Annotated in this window: 14 protein-coding genes and 1 tRNA gene; 9 read left to right on the top strand and 6 right to left on the bottom strand. The window is 55.0% G+C overall.

Annotated features, from left to right (window positions below):
- Positions 1 to 61 precede the first annotated feature (61 nt).
- Positions 62 to 1,162: an LPS export ABC transporter permease LptF gene (lptF, locus tag C1Y41_RS12805; protein WP_071669130.1), complete on the top strand. Its 1,101-nt coding sequence runs from the start codon at positions 62 to 64 to the stop codon at positions 1,160 to 1,162.
- Positions 1,162 to 2,238: an LPS export ABC transporter permease LptG gene (lptG, locus tag C1Y41_RS12800; protein ID WP_039382335.1), complete on the top strand. Its 1,077-nt coding sequence runs from the start codon at positions 1,162 to 1,164 to the stop codon at positions 2,236 to 2,238. Before lptF ends, lptG begins: the two co-directional genes overlap by 1 nt.
- A 360-nt stretch (positions 2,239 to 2,598) precedes the next feature.
- Here lptG and C1Y41_RS12795 read toward each other — a convergent pair whose 3' ends face one another.
- The 3 genes from C1Y41_RS12795 to C1Y41_RS12785 all read right to left on the bottom strand — a co-directional run bounded on the left by C1Y41_RS12795 (position 2,599) and on the right by C1Y41_RS12785 (position 7,095).
- Positions 2,599 to 3,876: a DUF445 domain-containing protein gene (locus C1Y41_RS12795; protein ID WP_104085583.1), complete on the bottom strand. Its 1,278-nt coding sequence runs from the start codon at positions 3,874 to 3,876 to the stop codon at positions 2,599 to 2,601.
- Positions 3,877 to 3,899: 23 nt separating this feature from the next.
- On the bottom strand, positions 3,900 to 5,402 hold the full coding sequence (locus C1Y41_RS12790) for a helicase HerA-like C-terminal domain-containing protein (RefSeq protein WP_104085582.1): 1,503 nt from the start codon (positions 5,400 to 5,402) through the stop codon (positions 3,900 to 3,902).
- Positions 5,403 to 5,523: 121 nt separating this feature from the next.
- Positions 5,524 to 7,095: an ABC transporter substrate-binding protein gene (locus tag C1Y41_RS12785; RefSeq protein ID WP_104085581.1), complete on the bottom strand. Its 1,572-nt coding sequence runs from the start codon at positions 7,093 to 7,095 to the stop codon at positions 5,524 to 5,526.
- Positions 7,096 to 7,210: 115 nt separating this feature from the next.
- Between C1Y41_RS12785 and C1Y41_RS19925 the strand changes: the two genes are divergently transcribed.
- The 4 genes from C1Y41_RS19925 to C1Y41_RS12770 all read left to right on the top strand — a co-directional run bounded on the left by C1Y41_RS19925 (position 7,211) and on the right by C1Y41_RS12770 (position 11,413).
- Positions 7,211 to 7,468 (top strand): hypothetical protein, encoded by a 258-nt coding sequence (locus C1Y41_RS19925; protein ID WP_146065238.1) that lies wholly within the window; start codon positions 7,211 to 7,213, stop codon positions 7,466 to 7,468.
- A 161-nt stretch (positions 7,469 to 7,629) separates the two neighbouring features.
- Complete coding sequence (locus C1Y41_RS12780; protein WP_071669127.1) at positions 7,630 to 8,361, top strand: gluconate 2-dehydrogenase subunit 3 family protein; 732 nt, start codon at positions 7,630 to 7,632, stop codon at positions 8,359 to 8,361.
- Positions 8,362 to 8,394: 33 nt separating this feature from the next.
- The gene (locus C1Y41_RS12775) at positions 8,395 to 10,164 is read left to right on the top strand and encodes a GMC family oxidoreductase (protein WP_104085580.1); all 1,770 of its coding nucleotides are present in this window, start codon (positions 8,395 to 8,397) and stop codon (positions 10,162 to 10,164) included.
- A 4-nt stretch (positions 10,165 to 10,168) separates the two neighbouring features.
- Positions 10,169 to 11,413 carry a cytochrome c gene (locus C1Y41_RS12770; protein WP_104085579.1) on the top strand — a complete coding sequence of 415 codons (1,245 nt, stop codon included), beginning with the start codon at positions 10,169 to 10,171 and terminating at the stop codon, positions 11,411 to 11,413.
- A gap of 706 nt (positions 11,414 to 12,119) precedes the next feature.
- Here the strand turns inward: C1Y41_RS12770 and C1Y41_RS12765 are convergent.
- From C1Y41_RS12765 to C1Y41_RS12755, 3 genes are all read right to left on the bottom strand, one after another.
- Positions 12,120 to 12,797 carry a MarC family NAAT transporter gene (locus tag C1Y41_RS12765; RefSeq protein WP_104085638.1) on the bottom strand — a complete coding sequence of 226 codons (678 nt, stop codon included), beginning with the start codon at positions 12,795 to 12,797 and terminating at the stop codon, positions 12,120 to 12,122.
- A 55-nt stretch (positions 12,798 to 12,852) separates the two neighbouring features.
- Positions 12,853 to 13,488, bottom strand: a complete 636-nt coding sequence (locus C1Y41_RS12760; RefSeq protein WP_071669124.1) for a hypothetical protein — start codon at positions 13,486 to 13,488, stop codon at positions 12,853 to 12,855.
- A gap of 149 nt (positions 13,489 to 13,637) precedes the next feature.
- Positions 13,638 to 14,156 (bottom strand): DUF2501 domain-containing protein, encoded by a 519-nt coding sequence (locus C1Y41_RS12755; protein WP_369826810.1) that lies wholly within the window; start codon positions 14,154 to 14,156, stop codon positions 13,638 to 13,640.
- Between the two features lie 230 nt (positions 14,157 to 14,386).
- On the opposite strand from C1Y41_RS12755, the gene C1Y41_RS12750 reads away from it, so the two are divergent.
- From C1Y41_RS12750 to C1Y41_RS12740, 3 genes are all read left to right on the top strand, one after another.
- A tRNA-Leu gene (locus C1Y41_RS12750) sits at positions 14,387 to 14,471 on the top strand.
- Positions 14,472 to 14,657: 186 nt separating this feature from the next.
- Entirely contained in the window at positions 14,658 to 15,923 is a 1,266-nt protein-coding gene (locus C1Y41_RS12745; RefSeq protein ID WP_104085578.1) for an integrase arm-type DNA-binding domain-containing protein, read from the top strand.
- A 397-nt stretch (positions 15,924 to 16,320) separates the two neighbouring features.
- Positions 16,321 to 17,910: an SIR2 family protein gene (locus C1Y41_RS12740; protein WP_104085577.1), complete on the top strand. Its 1,590-nt coding sequence runs from the start codon at positions 16,321 to 16,323 to the stop codon at positions 17,908 to 17,910.
- Positions 17,911 to 17,912: the final 2 nt, after the last annotated feature.

Raw genomic sequence — 17,912 nt, 5'->3', positions numbered from 1 at the left:
GATAAGCGTTGAAACTAGCGATTTTCCTGCAAAAAGACAAGTTTTCACAGGCGTACTAAGCGTGATCATTATTAGATATCTGGTTCGGGAAACGCTCAAAAGCCAGCTGGCTATCCTGTTTATCCTGCTGCTAATCTTCTTTTGTCAGAAGTTAGTCAGGATCTTAGGGGCGGCGGTGGATGGCGAAATCCCCACAAATCTGGTTCTGACCTTGTTAGGACTCGGTGTGCCTGAAATGGCGCAACTTATTTTACCCTTAAGTCTGTTTCTGGCGATTTTAATGACGCTGGGCCGGCTATACACCGAAAGTGAAATTACGGTGATGCACGCCTGCGGCCTGGGTAAAGGGTTACTGGTTAAAGCGGCGATGATCCTGATGCTGATGACCTCGCTGGTGGCGGCGGTCAACGTGATCTGGCTCGGCCCCTGGTCATCGCGTTACCAGGATGAGGTTACGCAGAATGCCAAAGCGAACCCGGGCGCTGCTGCGCTGGCCGCAGGCCAGTTCCAGACCTCCAGCGACGGCAATACCGTGCTGTTTGTCGAGGATGTGAAAGGCAACACCTTCGGCAACGTGTTCCTCGCGCAGCTGCGGCCTAAAGGCAACGCGCGTCCGTCGGTGGTGCTGGCGGACAGCGGCCATATGGAGCAGCGCAAGGATGGCTCGCAGGTGGTGACGCTGGATAAAGGCACCCGCTTTGAAGGTACCGCGCTGCTGCGTGATTTCCGCATCACTGACTTTGTGAACTATCAGGCGGTAGTGGGCTATAAAGAAGCGACGCTCGATCCTAACGATGCCGATCAGGCCGATCTGCTTACGCTGATCAACACTAAAACGCCGCAGTTCCAGGCTGAGCTGCACTGGCGTCTGACGCTGGTTTTCTCGGTGCTGATTATGGCGCTGATGGTGGTGCCGCTTAGCGTGGTCAATCCACGTCAGGGCCGCGTATTGTCGATGCTGCCTGCGATGCTGCTCTATCTGATCTTCTTCCTGCTGCAGAGTTCGCTGCGTTCCAATGCGGCCAAAGGGCGCTTCGATCCGGCTATCTGGATGTGGACCGTTAACGTCGCGTATCTGGCACTGGCGGTGGCGCTTAACGCCTGGGATACCGTGCCGATGCGTCGTCTGCGGGCGCGTTTCAGCCGCGGAGGGTCGGTGTGATGTTTAAGGTTCTTGACCGCTATATCGGTAAAACCATTTTTAACACCATCATGATGACGCTGTTCATGCTGGTGTCGCTGTCGGGCATTATCAAGTTTGTCGATCAGCTGCGCAAAACCGGGCAGGGCGCGTATTCCGCGCTGGATGCGGGCTACTACACCCTGCTGAGCGTGCCGAAAGATATCGAGATCTTCTTCCCGATGGCGGCGCTGCTTGGCGCGCTGCTTGGCCTCGGCACGCTGGCTCAGCGCAGCGAGCTGGTGGTGATGCAGGCGTCCGGCTTTACCCGCCTGCAGGTGGCGCTGTCCGTCATGAAAACCGCGATCCCGCTGGTGCTGCTGACCATGGCCGTCGGCGAGTTTGTGGCGCCGCAGGGCGAGCAGATGGCGCGTAATTTCCGCGCCCAGCAGCTTTACGGCGGGTCGCTGGTCTCCACGCAGAACGGCCTCTGGGCGAAGGATGGCAACGACTTTATCTATATCGAACGCATCAAGGGCGATAACGAGATTGATGGGGTCAGCATCTACCGTTTTAACGACGCGCGCCGTCTGCAGAGCGTGCGCTATGCGGCCACCGCGACCTGGGATCAGGCGCGTAAGCGGTGGGAGCTGGCGCAGGTGGATGAGTCAGACCTCACCGATCCAAAACAGATCACCGGTTCGCAGAGCCTGAACGGCGAGTGGAAAACCAACCTGACGCCAGACAAGCTGGGCGTGGTGGCGCTGGATCCGGACGCGCTCTCTATCAGCGGACTGTATAACTACAGTAAATATCTGAAGCAGAGCGGGCAGGAGTCGGGCCGTTATCAGCTCAATATGTGGGGTAAAATCTTCCAGCCGCTTTCGGTAGCGGTCATGATGCTGATGGCGCTCTCCTTTATCTTCGGACCGCTGCGCAGCGTATCGATGGGCGTGCGCGTGGTGACGGGTATCAGCTTCGGCTTCCTGTTCTACGTGCTGGATCAGATTTTTGGTCCGCTGAGCCTGGTCTATGGCTTGCCGCCAATATTAGGGGCAATCCTGCCCAGCGGCGCTTTCTTCGCTATCAGTCTCTATCTGTTGCTGAAACGACGTTAAGCGGGAGAGATCCAGGGTGCCATTTATGGCGCCCTTATTTTTTGGTGTTCAGCCTGGGCCAGGGGCGCATGAATGCGTCCCCTGCGAGCGGCACTGTAGGGGCGCCATTCATGGCGCCCTGGTTATTTATGGCACCCTGATTTTTTGGTATTTAGCCTGGGCCAGGGGCGCATTAATGCGCCCCCTACAGGGTAACCCAGGTGCGCCATTCATGGCGCCCTGGTTATTTATGGCACCCTGATTTTTTGGTATTTAGCCTGGGCCAGGGGCGCATGAATGCGCCCCCTGCGAGCGGCCCTGTAGGGGCGCCATTTATGGCGCCCTCGGTTAATGATGGCGCCCTGGCTCAGCCTCGGCGGGTCAGGGCAGCGTCTGCAGAAGCGCGGGCAACTGGGACAGCAGATAGAGCAGCAGGCCGATGGTGCCGCCGACCAGCGTGCCGTTGATGCGGATAAACTGCAGATCGCGGCCAATATTCAGCTCAATCTGCTGTGACATATCGCGTGCGTCCCAGCTTTTTACCGTATCGCTGATATGACGCGTCAGAAAAGCAGCAAACTCCGGTGCCACGCTGCGCGCCGCATCCTCCAGATGCTGATTCATTGAACTGCGTAACGCCTCATCGGCCAGCAGGGTCTCTCCCAGCCACAGCGCCGCCAGCCGTACCCGCTCCTGTACGCGGGAATCATCGCTGCTGAGATCGCGCTTCAGCCAGGCGCGCAGATCCTGCCACAGCTCACCGATATAGCGATTCAGCGACTCATCCTCTTTCAGCCACTGCTTCACTGACTCCGCGCGCGCTGCCATCTCCGGATCGCTTTTCAGCCGGTCAATCAGCCGCTGCACCGCGCGATTAAAGCCGAGACGCAGCTCATGCCCCTGATCGCGTGCCACTTCGTCGAGAATGGAGTCCACCGCGTTAGCCACCAGCGTGGCGCTGTGCTCGCCCAGCCACTCGGTCGGCAATACTTTGGCTTTGACCGGATGTTCACGCTTCAGCCAGCGCACAATCTGCAGGGCGATAAACTCACGCGTGCCGGGCTTATGCAGCAGCTGCAGCAGCTGTTCAATCGCCGCATCCAGCAGCGCCTGATGACGGTTATTTTTGGTCAGGCTGTCGAGGATCATCGCACTGGACTGCGTCAGATCGACCTTATCCAGCGCGCGATGCACGGCGCGCCGCATAAACTGCTGAATGCGTGCATCGTCAGTGAGATCGAGAAAGCCGCGCATGACCTGCAGCAGATGACGCCCTGTGCGATCGGCGTTGCCCGGCGCGTTCAGCCACTGCGCCAGCAGCTGTGCCGGATTGTTGCGGCGGATCAGCGCCAGCAGCGAATCGGTATCGAGAAACTTCTCCTGCACAAAGCGACCAAGGTTTTCGCCGATGCGATCTTTGTTACGCGGAATAATCGCCGTATGGCGCGCAATCAGCGGCAGCGGCACGCGGCGAAACAGCGCCACCACCGCAAACCAGTCGGCGAGTGCGCCGACCATAGCCGCTTCCGCGATCGCTTTAACGCCCAGCACCCAGAAATTAGCGGGCAGAAACAGCGTAACGATAAAGGTTGCCGCTGCCGCCAGCAGCAGCGCCAGCGCCAGCTGTTTGCTGCGCTTCAGTTGTTGATATTTATCCATTATCCGATCTTAGCAGAGAGTCCTTAACGGCGGCGCCCGCCGAGCAGGCTGCCCAGCATGCCGCGCACGATCTGGCTGGTGACCTGGCGCGCTGCGCTGCGGGCCACGCTCTGAACCACGCCGTCGCGTTTACCGCCGCGCGGTCCGGTGGTGCCAAACAGAATATCTTTCAGACCGCCAAGAATGCCGCTGTCTACCTTCACGTCAGCGCCTTTAACGTCCGGCGCCGCTGACTGCTGCGGCGCGGCGGCAACACCCTGCTGCAGGCGCTCAAACGCCGACTCGCGATCGACCTCCTCATCATATTTGCCATAAAGCGGCGAATGGTTGATCAGGTCGTTGCGCTCATCCTGCGTCAGCGGCCCCATGCGTGAGCCGGGGGCGATCACCATAGCGCGTTCCACGATAGATGGACTGCCTTTCTCATCGAGGAAAGAGATCAGCGCCTCACCGGTGCCGAGCGCCTGAAGCGCCGCCACGGCATCAAACGCCGGGTTAGCGCGCAGGGTCTCAGCGGCACTTTTTACCGCTTTCTGATCGCGCGGCGTGAAGGCGCGCAGGGCGTGCTGCACGCGATTGCCAAGCTGGCCTAATACCTTGTCCGGAATATCTGACGGATTCTGCGTGACGAACCAGACGCCCACGCCTTTGGAGCGGATCAGGCGGATGACCTGCTCGATCTTTTCCAGCAGCACGGGCGGTGCATCACTGAACAGCAGATGCGCCTCATCAAAGAAGAAGACCATTTTCGGCTTATCCAGGTCGCCCGCTTCCGGCAGCTGCTCATAGAGTTCCGCCAGCAGCCACAGCAGGCTGGTGGCGTAGAGTTTAGGCATCTGATAGAGCTGTTCTGCTGCGAGAATATTGATATAGCCGCGGCCCTGCTCATCGCAGCGCATCCAGTCGCGGATATTGAGCATCGGCTCACCAAAAAAATGCTCCGCTCCCTGCTGCTCCAGCGCCAGCAGGCCGCGCTGAATCGCACCCACTGATGCGCTGCTGATGTTGCCATACTGCGTCTGAAACGCTTTGGCGTTGTCGCCGATATACTGCGTCATTGCGCGCAGATCTTTGAAATCGAGCAGCAGCAGCCCCTGATCGTCTGCAATGCGGAAAATAATCTGCAATACGCCCGACTGCACCTCATTCAGCCCCAGCAGCCGCGCCAGCAGCAGGGGACCCAGATCGGTAACGGTGGCACGTACCGGGTGGCCCTGCTGGCCGAAGATATCCCACAGCATCACCGGGTTGCCGTGCGGCTGCCAGTCGCTGACGCCAATCTGTGACAGCCGCGCCTGCAGCTTCTCAGAGGCGCTGCCGGGAGTGGCAATGCCGCTTAAATCGCCTTTGACGTCAGCCATAAATACCGGCACGCCGGCCTGTGAAAAGGATTCTGCCAGCTTCTGCAGCGTAACGGTTTTGCCGGTACCGGTGGCGCCAGCGATCAGCCCGTGGCGATTGGCCATCGCCGGGAGCAGCGACAGCCGGATATCGTGGGTTTGAGCAATCAGCAGTGGGGTGGTCATAATCTCTCGCTCTTCAGCAATGCGTTATGACACCAAGGATAGCAAGCGCAGCCTGCGGTAGCGCAACTGATTGCGCAGAAAAGGAGAAGCCCCCCGGTCGTGCCGGAGGGCAGAAGAGGCGTTACCCTTTACGGACCGTATCGAAGAAGAGCAGGCTGACGCCGATACCCTGCCGGACGTGGGTCACGTTTTGCCGGATCGCCACCTGCTGCGCACCCTGCAGCGTGACCACAAACGGGGAGTCCTGCTGTACGCGCTGCTGCAGGGCGATATAGAGCGCCCGGCGTTTTACCACGTCGCTTTCACCCGCCGCCGCCCGCGTCTGCGCGCTGAGCTGCGGAATATCCCAGCCGACCCGCCACGCCAGCGTTTTAGCGCCGCCCGGTACGTTCCAGGCAAAGGCGCTGGCGTTGGTATTGGGATCAACATAATCCGCCCCCCAGTAGATAAAGATCGACTGGAAATCGCGGCCGCGCATTTTACTCCACAGCGCCGACTCCGCTACCGGCTGCAGATCGATATCGATATCTGCTTTAGCAAAACTCGCCTGCAGCGCCTGCGCTACATCAATATAGGGAGGCTGGTTGATGACCGTCAGCGCAATGCGCGTGCCGGGCTGAATGCCGCCCTCCGCCAGAATGGCTTTGGCTTTCGCGACGTCATAGTGAAACGGCGTCTCCTCCAGTGCGCCGTCAAATCCCTGCGGCAGGAAACTCTGATGGATGCGGTATTGTCCTTTCAGCAGCTGCTGTGAGATAGCCTGATAATCCACCAGCCAGCGCGCGGCGCGCCACAGCGCCGGGTTAGCCAGTGCCGGCTGCGCGGCGTTGTGGGCATTGAACGCCAGGTAGTAAATCAGGCTGGAAGGAAAGGCTTCAATACGCAGGTGCTTATCCTGTTTCAGCGCGTCGATCTGATCGGGGCCGAGCTGATAGGCGACATCGACATCGCCCTGCTGGATCAGCAGGCGGCGTGCGCCGGCATCCGTTACCCCTTTGAGCAGCACGCGCCGCAGCTGCGGTGCCGGTCTGGCCTGCGGGCTGGCGCCAAGCACCACCGCCTGCTGCGGCACATACTGCTGCAGCGTAAAAGCGCCGCTGCCGGCGGAGTGGGTGTGCAGCCAGCCGTTGCCGCTGTCACCGTTGACCGCATGCTGCTGTACCGTTTTGCTGTCAACAATCGACGCCACCGGCGCGGTGAGCAGTCGCAGCGCCAGATCCTGTCCAATTGCGGCCGGCCAGCGGATCTCCAGCTGTGTGTCGCTCAGCACCTGAAACTGGCTGGCGATATTGGCAGGGGTCCAGCCAAACTCCGCCAGAATAAACGCCGGCGCTTTGTTGAGCTCTACCGCGCGCGTCAGAGAGAACACCACATCCTGCGCTGTCACCGCGTTACCGCTGGCAAAGCGCGCGCCGGGCCGCAGGGTAAACCGCAGGCTGTGCGGCGTACTGCCGGGCTGCCATTCGCTAGCCAGCAGCGGCGCAAGCTGCTGCGGCGCGTTGCGGTCCGGCTCGGTCAGGGTCTGGTAGAGATTGCGTTGCACGCTGTTGCTGACCGTCTCAAAACTCTCCGCCGGGTCAAAGCTGATGATGCCATCCAGCGGTACCGCCACTACCAGCGTATCCTCTGGCGTGGCGGCATGCAGGGTAAAGGCAGTACTCCAGACCGCTGCCAGTAAAATCAGTAAGCGCATTATTATTATCCTCAGAGGAAGAGACGCTGAATTTAACGCGCGGCGGGCAGAGTCAAAATGCCGGTTTGTTCTGAGCTTTGTCAGAATATAACGTTAATACCGGGTATTAATTATTTTGCCGGTTTTTTATGCATTAAATGGGCAAATAAAACGCAGAGGGATAAAAAGCTGGCTGAGCGGTAATGAAGCTGAATATTTACGCTGTTCGATGCTACAGCGTAAGCGTGATTTATTTTCAACAGTTGCGCCAGGCGATTATTTCTTTAATGCAATGCTTTTGGCGTTATATCAAGATAAAGCGCTAAAAACCCCTGCTTTTAGCGGGTTTAAACCACAATTCCAGTTAATAAGTGGCACTGTTGCACTCGCATGACACTGCAAAAAAATAACCATCCTTCACTTAAACACATTTTAAATTTAATTTTTACATCCTGAAATATTTGTATCCATAAGATTGCCCGCTTGTTTGCCGATTTATAACGTCATTAACAAAAATATAAATTATCTTTCTTAGCTAGTGAGAATTGTCGCGCCATGCTGTTAGAAAAACCCACCACCAGACGTAAATTTTTACTCGGGGCGCTGCTGGCTTTGCCGGTCAGCGACCTTTTATTAAAAGGCGTTACCGCCGCGCAGGCGGCAGAAATGGCTGCGCCGGAACTCGCCGATTATAAACCGATCTTTTTCAGCGCCAGTGAATGGCAGTTTATCCTGGCGGCAACCGACCGTCTGATCCCGGCTGGCGGCAGCGGCAAGGCGCCCGGCGCGCTGGAAACCAACGTACCGATTTTTATCGACCAGCAGCTGCACACGCCGGAGTTCGGTGCAGAAATCTATCTGCAGGGGCCGTTTGATGTACACGCGCCGGCGACCATGGGCTATCAGATCCCGTTTACGCCGCAGCAGATGTACCGCACCGCCATCAAGCTGGTGGAGCAGTGGACGCAGACGACCTATCAGAAAGCCTTCCACGAGCTGAGCACGGAAGAGAAAGATGCCGTGCTGACCCGTATCAACAAGAATGATGGCCTCGATTTTGCGGCGCTGGGCGAGCCGTCGCTGAAAGCCTCACAGTTCTTCAGCCAGCTGCTGGCTGATACCAAACATGGTTATCTTGCCGACCCGATGTATGGCGGTAATAAAGGTATGAAGGCGTGGATCGCTATCGGCTTCCCGGGTGCCCGCGCCAGCTTTACCGAATGGGTGAAGCAGCACAACGTGCCGTATCCGCTCGGACCGGTCAGCCTGCTGGGCCAGCGCGCCTGAATTTCCCTATTTGGTATATGAGACAGAACTAACATGGCACAGATTACAAAAAAAGAAGTCGATGTCGTTGTGTGCGGCCTCGGCTGGGCCGGCTCGCTGATGAGTATCGAGCTGGCGCTGGCCGGACTTGAGGTGCGCGCGCTGGAGCGCGGCGGCGAGCGCGACTATCCCGACTTCGCCTACCCGAAGCCGGCCGATGAATACGCTTACAACGTGCGTAATAAAGTCTTCGCCACACCAAAAGAGGTGGCGGTGACGGTGCGTTACAATATGGACCAGACCGCGCTGCCTACCCGCAAATGGGGTGCCTTTGCACCCGGCACCGGCGTGGGCGGCGCAGGTATGCACTGGACGGCAGTACTGATCCGTCCGACCGCGACCGATATCAAACTGAAAACCTATGTTGATCAGGCGTATAAGCCAGGCATTCTGCAGGATGATATGCGCGTTATGGACTTCCCGTTCAGCTGGGAAGAGATTGAGCCTTACTTCTATAAGTTTGAGCTGATCTGCGGGCAGTCCGGCACCACCGGCAACCTGCGTGGTCAGATCCTTGAAGGCGGCGATCCGTTTGAAGGGCCGCGCTCAGAGCCTTACCCGCTGCCGGCGCTGGACGACACGCTCAACAACGTGATGTTTAAAGAGGCGGCGAAGAAGCTCGGCTATCATCCGTTCCCGAACCCTTCAGCCTGCGTGTCGCGTGCGTGGAAAAACCCCTACGGCAACCAGATTGCACCGTGCAACTACTGCGGCTACTGCTCCAAATATCCGTGCCTGAACTACTCCAAAGCGTCACCGCAGACGGCGGTGATGGATGCGCTGAAGCGTCTGCCGAACTTCTCCTACGAAGTGAACGCTGAAGTGGCTAAAGTCGTTCTGCACGATGATGGCAAAACCGCAAAAGGCGTGATCTACTACGATGCCGACGGCAACGAGGTGTTCCAGCCAGCCAAAATTGTGGTGCTCTCCAGCTTCCAGCTCTACAACGTGCGTCTGATGCTGCTCTCCGGCATCGGCAAGCCGTATAACCCGATCACTGAAGAGGGTGTGGTAGGGCGCAACTATGCGTTTCTCTCCAACGGCGGCGCCACGCTGTTCTTTAAAGATAAGAACTTTAACTCTTACGCCACCGCCGGCGCGACCGGCCAGATGTTCAATGACATCTCGCCAGGCAACTTCGACGGCCCGGGCCTCGGCTTCCTCGGCGGCGCCAAGATCCACAGCTCGCAGGCGACCGGTACGCCGATGGCCGCTGCGCTGCCGAAAGGCACGCCCGCCTGGGGTATGGGCTACAAAGAGGGTCTGGAGCAGTGGTACAACCATTCGATGAAGATCAGCATCACTACCACCTGCCAGTCCTATCGCGATATCTATCTCGATCTCGATCCGCACTACACCGATCATCGCGGCAACCCGCTGCTGCGTATGACCTTTAACTGGAAAGAGAACGAGCTGAAGCTGCAGCAGCATCTGAAGGGCATCGTGGGCGATATTGCCAAAGAGCTGAACCCGGACAGCATGAGTATGAGCTTCCTGCCGATGGGCGCCGATTTTGACCTCACCAAATATGTCTCAACCCACAACGTGGGCGGTGCGGTGATGGGCGATAACCCGAAAACTTCGGCGCTGAACAAATACCTGCAGAGCTGGGACGTGCATAACGTCTTTGTGCCGGGCGGCAACGCCTTCCCGCAAAACTTCCAGGCGAACCCGACCGATACCATCGGCGCGATCACCCTGATGGCGGCGCAGGCGATCAAAGAGCAGTATCTGAAGAATCCCGGCCCACTGGTACAGGCATAAGCAGATGAAAAAACTAACATTACTGGTAGCGCTGGCGCTGAGCGGCGTGGCGCTGCAGGCGCAGGCGGAAGATGAAGCGGCCCTGATTAAGCAGGGTGAGTATCTGTCGCGGCTGGGTGACTGCATGGCGTGCCACAGCGTCGCGGGCAAAGCAGCCTACGCGGGCGGGCTGGCAATTGAGTCGAACCTGGGTACGATCTACTCCACTAACATCACGCCGGACAAAGCACACGGTATCGGTAACTACAGCGAACAGCAGTTCTCTGACGCGGTACGTAAAGGGGTGCTGCCGGATGGTTCACGCCTCTATCCGGCCATGCCGTATCCGGACTATGCGAAGATCAGCGATGCTGATATGCACGCGCTCTGGGTCTACTTTATGAAGGGCGTAAAGCCGAGCAGCGAGCAGCCGCAGGAGACGAAGCTGAGCTTCCCGTTCAGCCAGCGCTGGGGTATGCGCTTCTGGAACTGGGCATTTACCTCCGACAAGCCGTTTCAGCCGATTGGCGGCGCCTCTGCTGAAGTGAATCGCGGTGCCTATATCGTCGAGAGTCTTGGCCACTGCGGCAGCTGCCACACGCCGCGCGGTCTCGGCATGAATGAGAAATCGCTCGACAGCAGCGACAAAACCTTTCTCGCCGGCGGCAGCCTGAATAACTGGGATGTGCCGTCGCTGCGCGGTATGCCGCACTGGAGCGAGCAGGAGGTGATCGATTACCTGCAGACCGGGCGGAACGATAAAGCTGCCGTGGGCGGTGAGATGAAGTCGGTGATTGAGCACTCCAGCTCCCATATGACCGACGCCGATCTGAAAGCGATTGCTGCTTATCTGAAGTTCCTTGGCGGCAATCCGCCGCTGCAGGCCTACAACGTGCAGGCGCAGCAGCAGACCGAAGCGAAACTGACGGCCGCGAAGAACCTGAGCGAAGGCGAGCGTCTCTATCTCGACAACTGCGGCGCCTGCCACTTCGTAACCGGCAAGGGTGCGCCGGGGATCTTCCCCGAGCTGGATCAGGCAACGATCGTGAACGCAGGCGATCCGACGGGGCTGATCCATACGATCCTCGTCGGCGCGCAGCAGCCTTCAACGGCTAAAGCGCCGTCGACGCTGGCGATGCCGGGCTTCGGCCAGCGCCTGAGCGACGAAGAGGTCGCACAGCTCGCCACCTTCGTTCGCCAGGGCTGGAGCAACCGCGCCCCGGCCGTGACCAAAGAGCAGGTCGCCGACGTCCGCAAAACCCTGCATTAATCGCTAAGCGGGGGCGCCCGGATAATATCCTCAGCCAGGGGCGCATAAATGCGCCCCCTACGGGACTCGTACGAGATTCGATAATATCCATCCCCCGTAGGGGCGCCATTCATGGCGCCCTGGCCGATACCCGCACGGATTCAATGACGCCTGAATTCAACCAGGGGCGCATAAATGCGCCCCCTACGGGGTTCGTACGAGATTCGATAATATCCATCCCCCTTAGGGGCGCCATTCATGGCGCCCTGGCCGATACCCGCACGGATTCAATGACGCCTGAATTCAACCAGGGGGCGCATAAATGCGCCCCCTACGGGGTTCGTACGAGATTCGATAATATCCATCCTCCGTAGGGGCGCCATTCATGGCGCCCTGGCCGATACCCGCACGGATTTAATGACCCCTGAATTTAAACAGGGGCGCATAAATGCGCCCCTACGGGGTTCGTACGACATTCGATAATATCCATCCCCCGTAGGGGCGCCATTCATGGCGCCCTGGCCGATACCCGCACGGATTTAATGACGCCTGGATTCAACCAGGGGCGCATAAATGCGCCCCTACGGGGTTCGTACGACATTCGATAATATCCATCCCCCGTAGGGGCGCCATTCATGGCGCCCTGGCCGATACCCGCACGGATTCAATGACGCCTGAATTCAACCAGGGGCGCATAAATGCGCCCCCTACGGGGCCCGCACAAAACTCAATGTAACGTACGCACCACTTCCAGCACGCCGTTGATCACGAACTGCACGCCCATACAGACCAGCAGAAAACCCATCAGGCGCGAAATCGCTTCAATGCCGCCTTTGCCTACCAGCTTCATAATCGCGCCGGAGCTGCGCAGGGAAATCCATAAAATCAGAGCTACTACCAGAAAGGTCAGCACCGGGGCGACCATCACCACCCAGGCGGGGAAATCGACGCCGGCTTTCACCGTTGAGGCTGAGCTGATGATCATCGCAATGGTACCCGGACCGGCGGTGCTCGGCATCGCCAGCGGCACAAAGGCGATATTCACCGTCTCGCGCGGATCGTCGCTGGCATCCTGCTCATCTTTTTTATGGCGCGCCTCTACCGAATGGCCGACTGGTTTTGCCGGAAACAGCATACGAAAGCCGATAAAGGCGACGATCAGCCCGCCCGCCATGCGCAGGCCGGGTATAGATATACCAAAGGTGTGCAGCACCGCGTTGCCGGCGTACCAGGCGACCATCATGATCAGAAACACATAAACCGACGCCTGCAGCGCCTGACGGTTACGCTCCTGAAAATTCATCTCGCCCGCCAGCCCTAAAAACAGCGCCACGGTCGTCAGAGGGTTGGCCAGCGGCAGGATCACCACCAGCCCGAGGCCTATCGCTTTGAAGAGTTCCAGCATCATGCATCTCCGCAGGGCAGGGCCGCGTGTGCAGCCCTGTGACAGGATGTATTACTCAGTGCTTTGGCGTATCGAGCGCTTCGATCATCTCGGGGAAAAAATCTTCCAGCAGCTCCGGCGTCATCAGTTCGGGGTAGTTAATGAGGTGTTCGCGGATGCGCTCATTGACCTCCGGCAGCAGGCGCTGCGCGGCATCATCAGCGCTGATTTTTTTCTGCTTCATCAGGCGCAGCACGTTATCCGGCAGGCTATCTTCATCCTCCACCTCATCCACGCCTTCCAGCGCGTCGAGCTCATCCAGCAGATCCATCAGCGCTTCGATCTGCGGCGTGCGCGACTCATACTCCGCCGGGCGTTCGCTCTCGAGATAGCGCAGCAGGGCGCGCACCGGCGATCCATCCGGCGTAGCAGGCGGCTCGCTGGCGAACCAGCTCAGCAGGTCATGCTGGCTCACCTGATGGACGTGATAGCCGTTATCGGTCAGCTCATCGGCGAGGATATCAGCGGTGTCGTGCTCAATCAGGCAGATATGGGTGCGCTTTGGCGTGTACTGTTCCAGCCACTGATAGATCTCTTCAATGACGCTGTCGTCATACTGAAAGGTCTGGTTGAGGTAGCTGTCATCCTGCTCATGTACGCAGAGTCGAATCAGATCGGGATCGAAGTAAATCGCTATGTTGATGCCTTTCATGCGCGCTGTCCTGTTTGCTGCAAAATCTCACTATAGCGTCAGGGCGCACAGAAAAACATGGGGAGGCCAGCAGCGTACGCATCTGGCCATAAAAAATCTCATTCATCAGCACGATAAGGCCGGGACAGCAGCCCGGCACACGGCGCTGATTACATGCCGATATATTTTTTGCCCTGCTTCAGCACGACATCACACGCTTTGGTTTTAAGCTTCTCACCCATTGGCGAGTTGCTCAGGCTCTGCAGGTTAAGCTGCTGGCCGTTACCGGTATTGAGCAGGCCGGCGATACCCTGCTGATAATCAGTTTTCTGCTCCTGCGCCGCCGGCGTGCTCAGGCCGAGTTTGCTCAGCACCTGCTCTTTCACCGACTTCACATTGTTATCCACCACGTTATGCTGCACGCAGTACTCCATCACGCCCGCCGCGTTGGTCATATTGCTGGCGCTTACCGCTTTATCGCCGCCGTTCAGCAGGCCGGTCAGCGTGGAGAGCGACAGCCCGCCGCTCTGCGCACCATTGCTGCTGGTGGTATTACTGTTTTGCTGCTGCGAGAGCTGCGAAGCGGCGCTGCTCAGCTGATCCTGCCAGCTCGCCGCCGACGCGCTGCCCGCGACCAGTGCTGCCGCCATACCCCATGCCCAAACGCCGCGTTGCATTGATTTACTCATGTATAACCTCATGGTTCCGTCTTTCAGACGCCGATAATGCAGGATATGAGGCACAGGATCTCAGAAAGTTCCGGAGAAGCGGGCAGGGCCATGCAGATTGAGAGTGTTCTGGTTTTTGATGAGATGATGACGCTGTTTTTTTCAACGCTCAGCGCACGCGCTACTCAATAGCGGTTGCACACCCCACGGGTAACGGTATAATCGCCAGCGTTTTCCGTATCCTTATCCATGCCGGAGTGGCGAAATCGGTAGACGCAGTTGATTCAAAATCAACCGTAGAAATACGTGCCGGTTCGAGTCCGGCCTTCGGCACCAAAAGCATGTAAATGGACCTCAACTGAGGTCTTTTTTTATGTCTAAAATCCAGTGTTTATCTATCTTTCCCGCTATATTAACTCTCTCAGGGTCAACCGACATCAACGTACATCTACCAACACATGTTGGTACAGATGATGGTATTTCCGGTTCGATAATGCTTGTACCAACAGGGAGGGGATAAGCATGGCGTTAACAGATATCAAAGTCAGAACAGCTAAGCCAACAGATAAGCAATACAAGCTGACTGATGGCAATGGTATGCATCTTCTTGTCCACTCTAATGGTTCTAAGTACTGGCGTTTGCAGTACCGTTATGACGGCAAGCAAAAGATGCTGGCGCTTGGAGTTTACCCTGAAATCACACTGGCGGATGCCAGAGCACGTCGTGACAAAGCGCGTAAGCTACTAGCGAATGGCGTAGATCCGGGAGACAAAAAGAAAAATGATAAGGTTGAACAGAGTAAAGCACGAACCTTTAAAGAGGTAGCGATCGAGTGGCATGGCACCAATAAAAAGTGGTCTGAAGATCACGCCCATCGTGTGCTAAAAAGTCTGGAAGATAATCTCTTTGCGGCGCTTGGTGAACGTAATATCACTGAGTTAAAAACGCGCGATTTATTAGCGCCCATTAAAGCCGTAGAGATGTCTGGACGTCTTGAGGTTGCTGCTCGTCTTCAACAGCGCACTACGGCCATCATGCGTTATGCAGTACAAAGTGGGTTAATTGATTATAACCCGGCACAAGAGATGGCTGGGGCGGTTGCTTCCGGTAATCGGCAACATCGTCCGGCGCTGGAATTAAAGCGCATCCCTGAGTTGCTTGAGAAAATAGATAGCTATACCGGCAGGCCGCTAACCCGCTGGGCGACAGAACTCACTCTGCTTATCTTTATTCGGTCCAGTGAGCTGCGTTTTGCTCGTTGGTCAGAAATCGATTTTGAAACGTCAATGTGGACCATCCCACCTGAGCGAGAGCCCATTCCTGATGTGAAACATTCTCAGCGAGGTTCAAAGATGCGTACACCGCATCTGGTGCCGCTTTCAAAGCAGGCGCTGGCGATCCTGAAGCAGATAAAGCAGTTCTGTGGCGAACATGAGCTGATCTTTATTGGCGATCATGATCCGCGTAAGCCAATGAGTGAAAACACCGTAAACAGTGCGCTCCGGGTGATGGGCTATGACACTAAAGTTGAGGTTTGTGGTTACGGCTTCCGCACAATGGCCTGTAGCTCGCTAATTGAGTCAGGACTATGGTCGAAGGATGCGGTGGAAAGGCAGATGAGCCATATGGAACGCAATTCGGTGCGGGCTGCATATATCCATAAAGCGGAACATCTGGACGAACGCAAGCTGATGTTGCAGTGGTGGGCGGATTTTCTGGATGCCAATCGAGGGAAAGGGATTACGCCGTTTGACTATGCGAAGATCAACCGGGGTAATGGCGAGTGAGTTGTTTGAAAGTGGACATTCGAGCCTAAATTAAAAGCTGCTGACTTATCAAATGAGGAGTTGGTCGGTAAGGTCAAATAGCCGAGTTTTCACTGTGGCAACACTTTCCATTGAGCCTAAGTGGCAGGAATGCGCCATGTAAGCCTAAACCTAAAGTCACGATTACTTAGAAAACGGGAATGGGCTCTTGATTGGGCCCTACATCGTAACGAAGGTACAACAATTCGGCTATTATCAAGAATGATATGCTATTCCTCAAGTTTTAGCCTGATAACTACTTGAATCCAAATGATTAGATTTCTTGCGTAAAATTGATAAATGTACTGGTGATGAAAGAAGCAATACCTTAATGTTATCGGTATAAAGGGGTTTGATTTCTTGTAAAGAGAGTATCAGTATGAATTTTAAGAAAAAACTCGAAGAGCATTTTAAGCAGTTTGAGGCATCCCCTGTGTTATTTGTTGGCTCCGGAGTGTCTCGTCGTTACCTTGGTGTGCCATGTTGGCAAGACCTTTTAAAGCATTTTGCTGAGGCGATTGGGGAAAATCATATAAAATTTAAAACAAAATCTAATGGTGACCTACCCGAATATGCACAATTATTGGTGTCGGCATACGCTGAGAAATGGTGGGATACTGAAGAAGGACAATTAGCATTAAGTGAAAAAGAACAGGAGAAAACTTTCATTAACGAACAGTCTCCTTTGAAGTTGTCAATATCTAAATATATTGAGAATGCACATGAAAATATTATAGATAATGATGGGTTAAAAAACGAAATTTCTCTTTTTGCGAAAGCAAATATTGATGGGGTTATTACCACAAACTGGGATGTTTTTCTTGAAAGCCTTTTCCCTAAATTTACAACCTTTATAGGCCAAGATGGATTGATTACTGGCAGGAGCCACGGTATTGCCGAAATATATAAAATACATGGTTGCTGCACTGAGCCTAACTCATTAATTTTAACATCAAATGACTATGATAAATATAGAAAGAAAAACCCCTACCTATCATCTAAGTTACTAACTATGTTTATAGAGAGGCCTGTTATCTTCTTAGGCTACTCTTTAACAGATGAACATATAGCTGAAATCCTGGAAGATATAGTTAGTTGTTTTCCTGATGCCAGTTTGGATTTTTTACAGAATAAATTATTGTTTGTTGAATGGAAACCTGAACTTGAAGAGGCTGACATTAGTGATTCTGTGATTCATAAAAAAATCCCGGTGAAATATGTTCAGGCACCATCCTATAAAGAAATATTTGAAGTGCTAAGTGAAACTAAAAAAAGGATTCCAGCACATTTATTCAGAATGATAAAAGATGAGCTTTATGAATTAGTCTTAACCGATGATCCTAAAGGAAAATTATATGTGAGGGACTCAGAGAAGATTGAAGAGGGGATTAGTACAACAGAGTTTGTTGTAGGGTATGGTGCTATTTCGATGGTAAAAAAATCAGAGTCGATGGCGGCAAAAGGATTAGTTGGACTGGAACGTGTAGATCTTATCCGAGAAGTTGTATTTGAAAATGGACATTATGATTGGGAATGTGTTGTTAATGATGTTCTGCCAAATATATGCAAAGGCAATGCGCGCATACCTGTTTTTCACTTCTTAAATCACGCTAATTTAATTAACCCAGATGGGAATGTAATTAATGAAGCAGGACTTTCAGGTGGTGTTTTATCACGATTAAATATCACTCCAGTAAGTTTTCAATCTCAAGGATGGGATAAGAGACGCTCTGAAAACGTTCCTGAAGTCAGAGTGGGTGTCAACGAGTTATATCTTGCTTATGATTTCGGTTTCTTTTTAAGAATGATGCCATATATGGAATCGGGTTTAATCAAGCGTGATATGGATGAACTACTAAAGATACTGAAAAAACATATTGATGAAGCGATGAGTATTCAAGTGTTATCAAGTAATTTCTGTAAATTAGTATGTCTCTATGATTTCATAAAAAATAGCAACAGATTTTAATT

The sequence above is a fragment of the Pantoea sp. ICBG 1758 genome, assembly GCF_002928325.1.
Classification (GTDB): Bacteria; Pseudomonadota; Gammaproteobacteria; order Enterobacterales; family Enterobacteriaceae; genus Pantoea; species Pantoea eucrina.
Note: the sequence above shows the minus strand (reverse complement) of the source record. Positions and strands in the feature narration are given on the sequence as shown.